The following is a 14387-nucleotide window of genomic DNA, read 5'->3' as shown; positions in this document are numbered from 1 at the left end:
GTTAGGTGGCGACCTTCGATTTGCCCGGCTTCCTGTTGGTGATGCCAGGGACCTCGAACGCAGCGCAGAAGTCGGCAACGTCTCTTCGCACGCGGGCATGGACATCCGGATCATTGGGCTGGCGGCAGACCAGGTCGATGAAGGCGGAAATCTGCGCCATTTCCGCCTCGCGCATGCCCATTGACGTCACTGCTGGCGACCCCAGGCGAATTCCGCTTGTGACCGCCGGATGGCGCGGGTCGCCCGGCACCATGTTAAAATTCGCAATAATGCCGGCCTTTGCCAATCGCTCGGCATAGGCTTTGCCAGACAGTGGCCGATCGCGCAGATCAAGGATCAGCATGTGATTGTCAGTCCCACCGGTGACCAGATCATACCCTCTCTCCAGGAGCGCCTGAGCCAGCGCCTTGGCATTCTTGACGATCTGCTTACCGTAGGTCCGGAAGGACGGATTCGCGGCTTCCTGCAAAGTGACAGCTAGAGCGGCGATGATATTCATATGCGGTCCGCCCTGCAGGAGAGGGAACACCGCACGGTCTATACGTTTGGCCAGATTGTGTTTGCTTTTCGGATGATAGAGCTCCTGATAGCGATCTTCATTCCTTGACAAAATGAAGCCCCCGCGGGGACCGCGGATTGACTTGTGAGACGTGCTGCTGACGACGTCGCAATGGCCGACGGGGTTCGGGTGCGCTCCCGCGACAATGAGGCCGCTTATGTGCGCGATGTCGGCCACGAGATAGGAGTTCACCTCCGAAGCGATTTCCGCCATTGCCGCATAGTCAAAAACGCGGGGATAAGCAGTTCCGCCGACCCAAACAAGTTTCGGCCGTTCCCGCTTGGCCGTCTCGCGCAAGCGGTGATAGTCAATCTGCTGCGTCTTTTCGTGCAGCCCATAGGGGATGCGTTTGTAATCAGTGCCTGAGAAGTTGACGGTCCATCCATGTGTCAGATGACCCCCACCCGGGAGGGACAAGCCCATCACCTTGTCTCCCGGGCTCAAAAGCGCGCGATAGACAGCCTGATTGGCCGGCGAGCCGGAATAAGGCTGGACGTTGGCGTGTTCGCTGCCAAATAATGATTTCAAGCGCTCAATGGCGAGGTTCTCAAGTTCATCGACGATCTCGTTTCCCGCGTAGTAGCGCGCACCGGGGTACCCCTCGGCGTACTTGTTCGTAAAAATCGAGCCGGTCGCTTCCAGCACTGCCGAGGAGGCAAAGTTCTCAGAAGCGATTAGTTTGAGCGTCGTCCGCTCCTGCTGCTCCTGTCTTAGAAGCAGTTCGTGAACGCGGTAATCGACCGCGGCCAAGGTAGACCGTCCGGGGGTGTCGCGCAGCACGATCGCGCGGTCGGAGGAGTTGTCCATTGTAGTCTCGCGCTCCAACTGGATTGATCTGTTCACGAGCAAGCAGGCGGTCCCCTTCGACCGCGCGTCTTGTGTCGCTTCGAGCCGTTGTAGGTCTCGTTTATGATAGCCATCGCCGTGGGGCAGGAGATCGACCAACAATTGAACCAGACCGCCGTCCTTGCCTCCTGCTTTGAGATGGTACGAAGACCACGGAGTTGTTCGTTGCACCAAAGAAGGTCGGCTCTGACGAGCAGCCGGACGTGTCGCACAACCTGCTCGCGACGCAGACCCAGAATCTCCGCTAGCTGGCAGACAGTTAGGTCCGCATGGGCGCAAAGGCCCAGGATCCGAAGGCGATCAAGATGCGCTGCCGTGCGTAGGCGACTGACCAGTGTCATCATTGGTCAGCATCAAGCCATATGGAAAAATTGGGCGCTCGTCCTACTGACTTTGTCACTTGGCGTTCTCCGTCGATGCTACAGCTTTCGAAAAAATCTTGTTTTTGCCTCCAAATGCCCAGACAATCGCTGGTCGCGAGGGAACACGCCTGTTTTGCAAGCATGTACTTGTCTTGAGAAGACGGTGGCGGTGTTCGAACGACCAAGATGAGAGATGATATTCTTGCCATTGCCGCTAAACAGAGATTGAATGCTGTTCGGTGGTCGCGTCACCTCGGTTTTGACCCGCTAACCTCAGATGTTGCGATGAGAGTAACATTCACAGCGGTTTTGAGTTGCTAAGAGTCTATGAATTTCTTTGAAGGATCTGTTGCAACGCTGCACGCGAATGGCGAGGTGTTGATCAGGTGGCGAGCAGCGGTAAGACGGCGGCCAAATCGACAAGCGCTTAATATACCGGCCATCTGATCGCGGCGACCACCGGCTCGCATCGGACCGGCTTCGACAATTTTGGTCGGACGTGGATCTCGCTTGTTACAGCGCGCATGAACCTTCGCGATCCCTCCTGCGGACGAGAGTTCAACCTTCAGTGACGAGAGGTCGTCGACGCAAGGAACCCCGTCCGAAGGCCGTCCATGAGTGTCAGCGCTTGGAGTCTATACTGGCGGTATGACCAAACGGACCGCAAAGTGGCGCACATGAAGCGGTCGCTGTCACGCGGCCGCATTCTCCTTCAGCGTCTCGAAAACAAACAGCTTGCCTTCGCGCACGCTGTCTTCGAGTGAGCTCGCTTTCGCCATATGCGCCGCAATCGCACTGGCCAGCATGCATCCCGTCCCGCGGATCGACGTAGCCAGACGCGGTGTGTCGAAGCGGACTGGTTCGTGATCGGAGCGCAACAGAATATCGGTTGATCGAGGTCCCGATGCATGGCCGCCCTTGATCAGCAGGGCCTGCGCTCCGGTGTTCAGCAATTCCTGGCCTTGCCACTTCGCGCTGTCTTCATCCACTGCCAGTTCCGAGCCAACCAAGAGCGCCAACTCGACCAGGTTGGGCGTGACGAGACGGCAAAGCGGCATCAGATTGCGCTTCATGACGGCGATGGCACCTGCTTCCAGCAGCGCCCGGCCTGAGGTCGAGGCGAGCACGGGGTCGAGGATTGCCGGCACCTGCGGATTTTCGCGCAGCACGCCGGCAACGGCAACGATGATCTCGGCAGTTGCGAGCATGCCGATCTTGATGGCCGCCACCTCGTTGGCCTGCAGCGCGGCGCGCATCTGATCGGCCACCAGACTGGGTTGCGAATGATGGATTTCCATGACGGCTTCGTGCGTCTGCACCGTTAGCGCGGTGACAGCTAGGCAGGTTCGCACGCCTATGGAAGCGATCGTCTCGATATCGCGCGCAATTCCGGCACCCCCGCTGGAGTCCGAGCCACCGACGACAAGCACATAAGGGTCTCGCCTCAGCGCCATCGGTCTGTCTTTTTGATCCATTCTCTCGTGCGCGCTTGGGGATCGGCATTCAATGTGATGTCGGTGACCACCGCCGCGCTGTCCGCACCGGCCGCAAAGGCGCCGTCGAGCCTGTCCGGGTTGAGGCCACCAATGGCGACCAGAGGAACCGGTGCTACCCGACGCTTCCACTCGTTGATCCGTTCGACGCCTTGCGGGGCCCATTTCATCTTCTTCAGGATGGTCGGGTAGATGGGGCCGAGCGCGATGTAGTCGGGCTCGGCGGCCATCGCCGTTTCCAGTTCGATATGATCATGCGTGCTCAGTCCGAGCCTCACGCCGGCTACCCGAATCCGCGAACGATCGGCGGTCTGCAAATCCTCCTGGCCAAGGTGGACGAAGTCGCAGCCTTCCTCGATTGCCAGGCGCCAGTGGTCGTTGACGATGAGCTGGCAGCGGTGCTGGGCGCACAAGGCCTTTGCCTTGCGGATCTCCGCGCGCAACCCGGCCTCATCCATGGTCTTGATGCGAAGCTGAACCAGCTTGACGCCGAGTGGGACCAGCCGTTCGATCCAGGCAGCGCTGTCGACGATCAGGTAGAAGGGATCGAGCTTCATGAAAAGACGGCCCTGCCAATTGTCGGCGTCGATGGCACAGCGACGTCGCGCGGTTCGAGCATTCCCGAGCTGTAAGCTTCACGGCCGGCCTCGACAGCCTTGCCGAACGCACGCGCCATGCCGACCGGATCAGCCGCCCTGGCGACCGCCGTGTTCAGGAGCACGGCGTCAAAGCCGAGTTCCATAACGGTTGCCGCGTGCGACGGCCGTCCGAGCCCCGCATCCACAATCAGCGGGACATCCGGGAAGTGTCCGCGCATCGAACGCAGTGCCATGATGTTGACCGGCCCGAGGGCGGAACCGATCGGTGCGCACCACGGCATCAGGACCTTGCAGCCCGCCTCCAGCAGCCGCTCGGCGACAACAAGGTCGTCGGTGGTATAGGGAAATACCGCAAAACCGTCCTCGCACAGGATGCGGGCGGCTTCGACCAGGCCGAACACGTCCGGCTGTAGCGTATCGTGGTTGCCGATCACTTCGAGCTTGATCCAGTTGGTGCCGAAGACCTCGCGCGCCATTTTGGCGGTCGTGACCGCTTCCTTGACGGAGTGACAGCCAGCAGTGTTGGGCAGGATTCTGACGCCGAGCGAGCGGACCAACGACCAGAATTGTTCGCCGGCCCTACCGCCCGCCATTTCACGGCGCAAAGAGACGGTCACCACCGACGTGCCCGACGCCTTGACTGCATCGGCAAGGATGGCCGGCGAAGGATATTGAGCGGTACCGAGAAGCAGGCGGGAAGGGAGCGTCGTTCCAAGGAGATCGAACATGGTCTAACCGCCCTGCATGGGTGAGAGGATTTCGATCCGGTCGCCGTCGCTCAACTGGAATTCCGCGCGGTTGGCTTTGTCCACGAGATCGTTGTTGACGGCCGTTGCCAGCCAATCGCCCTCATAGTCGAGCGCGGCAAGCAGCTCCGCCAGCGTGGTGGCGGCAACCTCATGCGCTTCGCCGTTGACCATCAGTTTCATGAGCAAGTTCCTTAGTTCCTTCTTGATTGAAAACCAGGTCGGCAGCCTGGCGCGCCATGGCGGGGGCGAGGAGAAAACCGTGGCGATAGAGCCCATTGATCGCGACGGTGTCTCCGCTCGTTTCGACGCGCGGCAGGTTGTCGGGAAAGGCCGGGCGAACGCCGACACCGGTTTCAACGATCTCGGCCTCGCCAAAGGCCGGATGGAGGGCATAGGCGGCACCCAGCAGCTCCATCATGGAACGCGCCGTGACCGGACCGGCGGACTGGCTTTCAATCATCGTCGCGCCGATCATGAACTGCGTGTCGGCACGCGGTACCGCATAAAGCGGGAAGCGCGGATGCAGCAGCCTGACCGGGCGCGACAGCGAGATGTCAGGCGTGCGCAGGATCAGCATTTCGCCGCGAATGCCGCGCAGCCTGTCATCGACGGCGGCCATGGCCGTGCAGTCGATCCGGCGATCGAAACCGGCACCCTGCCGGGCGTGGGCGCCGAACCGGAACTCGACACCCATGGCCGCGAGCCTGTCATGAAGTGCTGCCATCGCCCGGCGCGGGTCGAGATGAGCCTCGTCGGGAAACAGCAACCCGCGCCGGAAGCGACCGGCGAGGTCGGGCTCCAGGATCGCAATTTCATCTTCATCGACACGCCGATGCCCTGACGTGCGGCTGGCGAACCGGTCAAGCTCACCAGTGTCACGCGGCATAGCCATGACCAGTGTTCCGGCCCGTGTCACCTGGCCCGGCAGTACCGCATCCCACCAGTCGGCGGCGTCGCGTCCGAGATCCAGCACCGGCTGCTCGGCGCTTTCACGCTCGCACCATGGCGCCAGCATGCCGCCGGCGAACCACGACGCATTGCCACCAAGGCCGTGCCGGATCTCGGCGACTGTGACCATCGCGCCGCGGGCGGCAAGTTCGAAGGCTGCGGTGAGGCCGGCGACGCCGGCCCCTTTGACCAGCACCCTCATGACGGTTCGGGCGCCTCTGCCGTCAGCGGCACGCCGCTCGCGTCAGCTGGCATGTAGAGATCGCCGCCCTCGCGGTATTTCGCCGCCATCGCCGCCATGCCCTCCTTCTGCGCCTCGGCGCGAATGTCGTGGGAGATACGCATGGAGCAGAATTTCGGCCCGCACATCGAGCAGAAATGTGCCAGCTTGTGCGCCTCCTTGGGCAAGGTCTGGTCGTGGAAGGACCGCGCGGTTTCCGGATCGAGCGACAGGTTGAACTGGTCCTCCCAGCGGAACTCGAAGCGCGCGCGGGAAAGGGCATCATCCCTGACTTTCGCTGCCGGATGCCCCTTCGCCAGGTCAGCCGCATGGGCGGCGATCTTGTAGGTGATCACGCCGATCTTGACGTCGTTGCGATCAGGAAGGCCGAGATGCTCCTTGGGCGTGACATAGCAGAGCATGGCCGTACCGAACCAGCCGATCATTGCCGCACCGATGCCTGAGGTGATGTGATCATAGCCCGGCGCAATGTCGGTCGTCAGCGGTCCAAGCGTATAGAACGGCGCCTCGCCGCACACGGCAAGCTGCTTGTCCATGTTCTCCTTGATCTTGTGCATCGGCACGTGGCCGGGCCCCTCGACCATCACCTGGCAATCCTTCGCCCAGGCGATCTGCGTCAGCTCGCCGAGCGTTTCCAGCTCGGCAAATTGCGCCGCATCGTTGGCATCGGCGATCGAGCCGGGACGAAGGCCGTCGCCGAGCGAGAAGGACACATCATAGGCGCGGCAGATGTCGCAGATCTCCGCGAAATGCTCGTAGAGGAAGCTTTCGCGATGATGGTGCAGGCACCATTTGGCCATGATCGAACCGCCGCGGGAGACGATACCGGTGACCCGGTTAACGGTCAGCGGGATGTAGTGCAGCCGCACGCCGGCGTGGATGGTGAAATAGTCGACGCCCTGTTCGGCCTGTTCGATCAGCGTGTCGCGGTACACCTCCCAGGTCAGGTCCTCGGCTATGCCGCCGACCTTCTCGAGCGCCTGGTAGAGCGGCACTGTGCCAATCGGCACCGGTGAATTGCGCACGATCCAGTCGCGGATGTTGTGGATGTTGCGGCCGGTCGACAGATCCATCACCGTATCGGCGCCCCAGCGGATCGCCCAGACCATTTTTTCGACTTCTTCCGCCATCGAGGAGGTGACCGCCGAGTTACCGATATTGGCATTGATCTTCACCAGGAAATTGCGACCGATGATCATCGGTTCGCTCTCCGGGTGGTTGATGTTGGCGGGAATGATTGCCCGCCCGCGCGCCACTTCGTCGCGCACGAATTCCGGCGTGACGAAGTCGGGGATCTCGGCGCCGAAGGCCTCGCCGTCGCGTTGCAGCTTGCCGCGCAGGGCCTCGCGGCCGAGGTTCTCGCGGATGGCGACGAACTCCATCTCAGGAGTAATGATGCCGGCGCGCGCATAGGCAAGCTGAGTCACCGCCTTGCCGGCCTTTGCCCTGAGCGGTCGGTTGCGAACGGGAAATTCCGGTGTCAGGCGCTCGCCAGCGGCGAATCCATTGTCTTCCGGCCGGACATGACGGCCGTCATAGGCTTCGACATCGCCGCGCGCCGTAATCCATTCATGGCGAAGCCGGGCGAGGCCTTTTTCGATGCTGGTTTCGACAGTCGAGTCGGTATAGGGGCCGGACGGATCGTAGACCGTCACAGGCGGTTCGCCCGCCGTCGGATGGACGGAGATTTCGCGGATCGGCACCCTGATCTGCGGGTGGATGGTTCCGGGCTTGTGGATCTTGCGTGAGGCGGGCAGCGGTCCCGTCGAGACGGCGGGGGTGAGGGCATTCATCTTGAGGCTCCTTTGCTCATGCATTGGAGACCCAGTTCTGTGGCGGAAGGATGAAAAGACGCTTTGGTCTACCTGCTCGGAAACAGGGCGTCGGGCGTAAACTCCCGCAAAGCGCTTGCACCGTCCCTACGCCAGTATGAACTGGATCAGGTTCAACGGATCACTGCGCCGCGAAAGCCAGCAGTATCTCAGCCCCTTGCCGGGACTCCCCTGGTGAATGCGTCGAATTGAATGGGCCGGCGCTACTTTGTCAAGCGACTTCGGCCCGAGGTGTTGATCGGCGGCACCGGGCAGAAAGCTCGCGCATGCGTCGGCGACAATCACGCCCCGGAAACCTGGGCAGGGATACCGGGATCGCCAAACCTTCGGGGCTTAAAGATCGATCCTTATGATGGTCTCGCCTTCAATCGGCACTAAACGTTCGCGCGTAGATCGCCTCGATCCGACCCGCCGTCGTCATTGGTCAGCGGCGAATTCCTTTTCGTGGGCGCGATTGACAGATGACCACCAGTGAAGGGAAACGGAAAGGCAGACTGGCCAGCCGCGGCATGTCGATAAAGACAGCCACCTGTTGCCGAATCGAGCTGCAGAAAGGCGGTTTCTTCGGGAGGATCCCGTTCGAAAGGATTGCGACCACCACGCTGCCACGGAACGGTCGTCGAGAACATCGCCAAGCTGCCCAAGGCTTTTGCTGTGACTTACTGGAGCGTGCCGTTAGCGACGAGGGTAATCCCTTTGGCCTTCGCTCCTGCCGATTTGCTGTGCTTACGGGGCAACCCGGTCGAGAAATGCATCGAATGCGGCAGCAACAGCGCGAATCACAAAGCGATGCTCCTGCCGCACGCGAATGAAACCCTTTTCGATGTCCACTATCCCGTCCTCGGCCAGCATCGCCAAGCCTTCAGCTGAATCGAGAAAACGGATCGGGTCAGATCCGTAGGCGGCACAGATTGCCGGCACATCCGCCTCGAGATCGCACATCAATCGCTCGATGATTGCGGCTCGCACGCGGTCTTCGTCGGTGAGACGGTAGCCCTTTGACGTCGCCAGACGGCCAGCTGCGATGTGCCGGGTGTAAGAATCCCGTGTAACTCGTTCTGGACGTACCCTTCGCCGACGCGGCCGATAGCCGACGCGCCGAAACCGATCAGGGTTTTGCAGGTGTCGGCCGAGTAACCCCGCGAGTTGCGCCGCAGGCGACCGGTTTTCTGCGCCAGTGTAAGCTCATCGTCCGGCAGGGCGAAATGGTCGAGCCCGATCTCTCGGTAGCCGGCGGCAACCAGCGTCTCGGCCACGGCCGCAGCCTGTTCTGCGCGGGCAGCGCTGTCCGGCAGTGCTGTCTCCTCGATTTGGCGCTGATTATTTATGAGCGACGGAACGTGCGAATAGCCGAACACCGCAAGCCGGTTGGGGCGCATGGCGACCGCCGCCGTCGCGGTCTGGACGCAGGACTGCACCGTCTGATGCGGGAGACCGAAGATCAGGTCGAAATTGATGCGGCTTACTCCATGCCGGCGCAGCCCTTCGACGGCAGTCGCCGTTTGCGTCTCACTCTGCACCCGGTTGACCGCTTTTTGAACAACGGGATCGAAGCTCTGCACGCCGAGGCTTGCGCGGTTCACGCCGGCTGCTCCCAAGGCTTCGGCCATCTCGGCCGTGAAGGTGCATGGATCAATCTCGACCGCAACCGCAGCCGTTTCCCTGAGCGCGAAGCGGTCGCGCAGGAAGTCCATCAGAGCGAGGAACTCAGCTGGCCCGATGAGGGTCGGCGTTCCGCCGCCGAAATGCACGTCGCTCACGGGCAGTGCCCGCGGCGCTTGCTCCGAGACCAAACGGATCTCGTCACGTAGCACCGCCAGATAATTCAGGATCGGCGCATCCCGGCGGGTGATGGTGGTAGGGAAGCCGCAATACCAGCACATCGACCGGCAGAACGGAACGTGGAGATAGAGCGACACCGGATCGTCGGCCGGCAGGCCCCTGAGCCATCCCTCATAAGCGTCGGCACCGACCGCCGCGGAGACCTCCGGCACAGTCGGATAGATAGTGTACCAAGGCAGGCGGGCCTCGCGATATTTTGTCAGGATTGAGGTCTGCAACAGTTACCTTCCCATTGTGACAACTACCATCCATACCGCCGCGCTCACCTGTGTCTCTGCGCTATGTCAGTCCGTTCTGCTTCGGGCGAAATTTGTATTTCGCCAACGCCACGCGGGCGATGTCGCGTTAACCGCCGGTCAGTCTTGGCTGGTGGCAATGGGGTGAACAGTTGGCCGGTTAGCTACAGCGCCATCGCTTTCCCGCCGATCATCGCCCACACCGTTTGATTCTACTGTCGCTTTCCCTTCAGCCTGCGCCTGGTCGAGGAGATGCTGCTGACGCGCGGCATTGCGTGCCTAGGAGACGATACGGCGTTGGGATCGGGCTTTGCTCGCCGACTGGCTCATAAGACGCTGTCGCGTAGCGATACCTGGCTTAGCCAATTTTTCAGGAGAAAAGTTGAAGGTTATCTCTCGGCGATCGGCCGCCACTCGTCGATTATCTTGTTAGCCCGGCAAGTCGAACGCGAAGAAATGTCCTTGGAAGGGTTGATCCCGACTGCGCGAATGGGCGCGTCCAGCAGCTTGCAGAGGAGGAGTGTGCCGACGCCGCCGTGCGCGATGAAAGCAATGTCGCCGTCGCTATGAGTCCCAAGAATGCGTAACACGGCCCGCACTACGCGCTCTTGAGCATCGACCGCACGCTCCCATCCACGGACATTTTCATGTGGATTGGCAAAGAAGCTGTCAGCAACCCGTTCGAACTCGGCAGGTGGAAGGAAGCCTGTCGCGGAGCGGTCATTCTGGCCAAGGTGCTCATCTACTGGACTGGCAAACCAAATCCTGCGGCAAGCAGGCCGGCCGCTTCAATGGCTTTAGCCTCGGAGCTTGACCATATCGACGTCAGGTCGGACAGCAACGCACTCCCTACGAAAGTCCTCATCCGAGCGACACCGGGTCAGAAAGCCGCCAGGCTGGCACCGGCAGGGCGGGATCGACGGAAACTTCTGGGTGAGTGACAAAGAAGGCCGTCGGCATGCCCGTTGTGCTCCGACAAAATCCTTCCGGATGCACCTAACAGAGCTAATCGAACACAGGAAGTGACAACACGCCGCCCTATATCATTGCACGGGCGCCTTTTTTACACAGCCGCATTGGCAAGCTGGCGCACGGGACCATGACCAGCTTTGCCAGAGCCCAGGCGTGGCCCCTGACGATGACGCTTACGGCCTGGGCATGCTCCAAGAGCCGGACGCCCGACCTTCGCTCGTGAATATGTCGGCGTCAGTGGGGCGTCTCGCCTGACGTACCGAGACGGTGCCGCCGGATGATGTCTCAATCTCGAGGTTTCATAGCAGACAAAAACCGTCGCCATCGAACGAAATTGTCGCGTATCGAACAAACGAACCATATCCGAAACGTTTCCGCTTCGTGCTCAGTCTGACCCTCGAATTAAGAAAAGAAGGAAGCGCGACTAAGGTGCGCCGGCCAACTGAATGTCAGCGCGCAGCGACGTCTTCAGGATGGCACGTCACTTGCTCAGTCAACTTTGGAACCGTTGTGACGGTCTGCCCCACAACAAGCGGAGATGACTATGGCGATTGGCTCAGAAATGCTGGATGCCCTCGGGCCACTGAAGACTTTGACTGAAGGGCTGGGTCGAGACGCAGCGTGCCAGAATGAGCGTTAAGGCCCCTGTTCTCGGCTCAGTTGCGACCTTGATCGCAGTTTCCGGTGCTGGCGCCGCCGACGCGGTGACGGTCGCTGAGTCGGAACCCGTTGAATCCGTCAAGATCTGCGACGCCTACGGCGCTGGCTACTTCTACATTCCTGGCACCGGGACCTGCCTGCGCATCGGCGGCTATGTCGGTTATGACATCGGCGCTGGCGATACGGGATCGTATGACCGCGCAAGAACCTCGAATGCGAGGATTGGGGTGGATCAAGGTACATGGCGAAGCAATACGCGCTTTGCGTTCGAAACCTGGACCCAGCAAGAGACCGAACTCGGCACGTTGAAGACCTATACCGAAACCAGCATGAACTTCGGAAATCGCAACACGTATTCGGTTCCGGACAGTCATCATAACTATTCCGTCAACAGAGGCGTCACGTTGACTTCCGCCTGGATTCATCTTGGTGGCTTCCGAGTTGGTAAGGATTGGTCAGCCTTCGATACATATATTGGGTACGCCGGAAAAGTACTCAATCAAAGTCTTGTTCGATATGGATATTTCGATACAAATGTGTTTCAGTACTACTTCGACGCGAGTAACGGCCTTTCGGCTATGGTTTCACTCGAAGAAGGCTCGGGCGTAGTCGGCACTATCGACAGCTATGTTCCGCACGTAGTGGGCGGCGTGAAATACACACAAGGCTGGGGCGCGATAACCGGCGTTGTCGGTTATGACAGCAACTATGAATCGGTGGCCGGCAAGGTCCGCGTCGATGTCAACGTCACCAACGAACTGTCGCTCTTCGGAATGTTCGGCTACGGCTCCAATGGCAAGCTCAACGATGATGCCACCAACGCAATCGACGCTCATGGTCGCGGCTTCTACAAAATCTGGGGCGGCAATTGGGCTTTCGGGGCCGGTGCTACTTACAAATTCAACGAGAAAACCTCGTTTAATCTTCAGATCTCGGGTGATCAGCTCAAGAACTATGGTGTGGCTGCAAACATCGCCTATACGGTCGTTCCAGGTTTCACGGTCACAGCCGAACTAGACTATGACGACTACGGCAACCTCGGCGTCGGCATGGTCGACCCTTCAAAGTTGAACTGGACTGACGCCGACAAGAAGAACGGCGTCGGCGGCATCCTCCGTTTCCAACACTCATTCTAACGGAATGAACAGCTGCATCTCCGATATGCCCGCTTCACGCGATTCATCCGCGGTCCGAGAGCAGACACGCTCGTGCACCGAAAACATGATCTTCAATCGTGAAGCGCGCTATCTCGGTCACAATCTGTTGGAAGCATTGGCAGTGGTTGCCTTACTGACCTCGACGACACTCGTGGTCGTACCGGCTGGCCACAAACGACTGACGCCTCTTGGGGCATCGAATGGGTCGAGGACGGCGCATGAGGCGCTTGCCAATCTCATGCTGGCTCTGGTCGCGCTTCATCAATGCGCGCGCGCACCTGTCGAGCGTCGTCCTGGCGCAACGCTCTAATCAATCCACGTCCACGCATTAGTCTTCCTTGCACCCAAAAGCCATGCGGGTTTACCCACGGAGACCCTAATTTCCGGCAAGCCAAAACGTTCGAAATTTAACTTCAGCTACTTTAGCGAAGACAAGGTTGCTCTTGAGAAAAACATCCGGCGGGGAGGGCAGCAAAGGGCTTGGGTATGAAGCGGACCAGCAAAGGTAGCTCCGGCCAAGAGCGCGACTGCGATGGCGCATCGGGCTGTGGGGCGGCGGCTGGGGTGTGGATAATGAGCCCTGGCCTATTGCCGATTGCGCCAGCCGGCGCGCGCCTTCGCAGCTATGGTGGCGGCTCATGTTGAATTGGCGTTGTTTGAGCAGTCACTCGGCGATCGCGAGGGCGTGCATCAACCGTTCGGTGATCGCGTGGCTGACGCCGCGGAAAAGACCGCAGGATCGGTTCTATTCGACGTACGAGTCGACGGCGATATCTGCATTCAGCGGATGGCTGCGATAGGATATGGCGAAACCGGCACAGCGATAATCGTGATGGAGAAGAGCGGACAGCTCAGATGCGCCTCGATTCACCTTGAGTGCGCGGCCGTCGGAATGGGACAAATATCTCCTCGGCGCGGTCCTATCCACTGCCCTGCTGATAGGCGGCGGTACGGCGAGCGGCCTGTATACCGATACGCTGATCGAGATAGTAGCAATTGTCTCGGCGGCGGCTGCCTTGTCTCGAACGACAACCCAAACAATCCCCGGATCAGTGTTCGCTCGAGAATAAGTGGCTTTAGCGCATTCGTCCTGTTCGTTGGGCTCTCCGTCTACACGATAGGGGCATGGACGACCATCGATGCAAGGGAGATAGATCCTGCGTTCGGACGCGCGGAGTTTGCCCGTACGACCATGGATGGAATAAAAGAGAATTGGGTTACCGGAGTCGGATTTGGAAATTTTCAGAAGGCCTACCAAATATACGAAAAAGAAGGGATGATATTCCGCGCATATGCAAACCATGCCCACAACGAGTATCTCGAAATTACTTTCGACGGTGGAGTGATCGCAGCCATCTTAGTGGATTTGTACCTATGCCTTATCTTGTTTGCGTTTGCTAGAATTCGCCAGTACTCCTTTCAGAAGGCGGCGTTTCTTTCTGTTGTGTTCTTGCTCGTGCATTCTCTTGTCGACTACCCGTTGCGAACCGCCGCGCTCGCGATGACCTTCGCCTATATGAACGCCATCATCTTTCATCGCGGGATCGGGGAGCGCATGAGCCAAAAGCCAGAGCAGGTAGAAGTCGACCACAATGGCGACAAGCTGTTTGTTCCCGTTGGTGCGTCTCCGTAAGGCCTGAGCCTGCGGCCGAAATTGTGGGTCGAAGCTGCCGGCGCGCTTCTCAGTGGTGGCGAGACCGCCGCACCCGCGCGGCAAGAACACGGTCGCCGCTTACACAAACCATTGACGCTGTGGTCTCGGTCAGTGGCTACCGTGTCAAACCGACCCAGTCGGGCAGACAAAGGAAAAAGATATCCGATCAGATGGGAAAAGACCGGCGCGAGGTGCCGGTCTTGCCCAATGAGCCAATGAGACGTTCGACGAGGTATT

9 protein-coding genes, 3 pseudogenes and 1 riboswitch are annotated in these 14387 nt (G+C 59.9%); of the genes and pseudogenes, 3 read left to right on the top strand and 9 right to left on the bottom strand.

What is annotated here, in order from left to right; all coding sequences use genetic code 11:
- Nucleotide 1: 1 nt before the first annotated feature.
- The 9 genes and pseudogenes from B5V02_RS32670 to B5V02_RS32615 form a co-directional block, all read right to left on the bottom strand.
- A complete protein-coding gene (locus B5V02_RS32670; protein WP_111548145.1) occupies nt 2-1366 on the bottom strand; it encodes a serine hydroxymethyltransferase in 1365 nt (454 codons plus the stop codon).
- A 1093-nt stretch (nt 1367-2459) separates the two neighbouring features.
- Nucleotides 2460-3221, bottom strand: a complete 762-nt coding sequence (locus tag B5V02_RS32660) for a hydroxymethylpyrimidine/phosphomethylpyrimidine kinase (RefSeq protein ID WP_111548114.1) — start codon at nt 3219-3221, stop codon at nt 2460-2462.
- A complete protein-coding gene (locus B5V02_RS32655) occupies nt 3212-3817 on the bottom strand; it encodes a thiamine phosphate synthase (RefSeq protein ID WP_111548113.1) in 606 nt (201 codons plus the stop codon). Before B5V02_RS32655 ends, B5V02_RS32660 begins: the two co-directional genes overlap by 10 nt.
- Nucleotides 3814-4587 carry a thiazole synthase gene (locus tag B5V02_RS32650; RefSeq protein WP_111548112.1) on the bottom strand — a complete coding sequence of 258 codons (774 nt, stop codon included), beginning with the start codon at nt 4585-4587 and terminating at the stop codon, nt 3814-3816. The genes B5V02_RS32655 and B5V02_RS32650 overlap by 4 nt, the downstream gene beginning before the upstream one ends.
- 3 nt (nt 4588-4590) lie before the next feature.
- Nucleotides 4591-4788, bottom strand: a complete 198-nt coding sequence (gene thiS / locus B5V02_RS32645) for a sulfur carrier protein ThiS (protein ID WP_111548111.1) — start codon at nt 4786-4788, stop codon at nt 4591-4593.
- Nucleotides 4757-5758, bottom strand: a complete 1002-nt coding sequence (thiO, locus tag B5V02_RS32640; protein ID WP_111548110.1) for a glycine oxidase ThiO — start codon at nt 5756-5758, stop codon at nt 4757-4759. Before thiO ends, thiS begins: the two co-directional genes overlap by 32 nt.
- Nucleotides 5755-7590: a phosphomethylpyrimidine synthase ThiC gene (gene thiC, locus B5V02_RS32635; RefSeq protein ID WP_111548144.1), complete on the bottom strand. Its 1836-nt coding sequence runs from the start codon at nt 7588-7590 to the stop codon at nt 5755-5757. Before thiC ends, thiO begins: the two co-directional genes overlap by 4 nt.
- A 105-nt stretch (nt 7591-7695) precedes the next feature.
- Nucleotides 7696-7812: riboswitch (TPP riboswitch) on the bottom strand.
- A gap of 476 nt (nt 7813-8288) precedes the next feature.
- A pseudogene (gene hemN / locus B5V02_RS32625) lies at nt 8289-9689 on the bottom strand (oxygen-independent coproporphyrinogen III oxidase).
- A gap of 407 nt (nt 9690-10096) precedes the next feature.
- Nucleotides 10097-10667 (bottom strand): annotated as a pseudogene (locus tag B5V02_RS32615) (histidine phosphatase family protein).
- Between the two features lie 641 nt (nt 10668-11308).
- Here B5V02_RS32615 and B5V02_RS32610 point away from each other — a divergent pair.
- The 3 genes and pseudogenes from B5V02_RS32610 (at nt 11309) to B5V02_RS32600 (ending at nt 14129) form a co-directional block, all read left to right on the top strand.
- A complete protein-coding gene (locus tag B5V02_RS32610) occupies nt 11309-12475 on the top strand; it encodes a porin (RefSeq protein ID WP_111548108.1) in 1167 nt (388 codons plus the stop codon).
- Nucleotides 12476-13121: 646 nt separating this feature from the next.
- A pseudogene (locus B5V02_RS42835) lies at nt 13122-13379 on the top strand (hypothetical protein); the annotation flags it as partial.
- Between the two features lie 9 nt (nt 13380-13388).
- Nucleotides 13389-14129, top strand: coding sequence for an O-antigen ligase family protein (locus tag B5V02_RS32600; RefSeq protein WP_425374442.1), 741 nt, complete (start codon nt 13389-13391; stop codon nt 14127-14129).
- The last annotated feature ends 258 nt before the right edge of the window (nt 14130-14387 follow it).

Origin of the sequence: Mesorhizobium kowhaii, assembly GCF_003253745.1 — a bacterium.
Classification (GTDB): Bacteria; Pseudomonadota; Alphaproteobacteria; order Rhizobiales; family Rhizobiaceae; genus Mesorhizobium; species Mesorhizobium kowhaii.
Note: the sequence above shows the minus strand (reverse complement) of the source record. Positions and strands in the feature narration are given on the sequence as shown.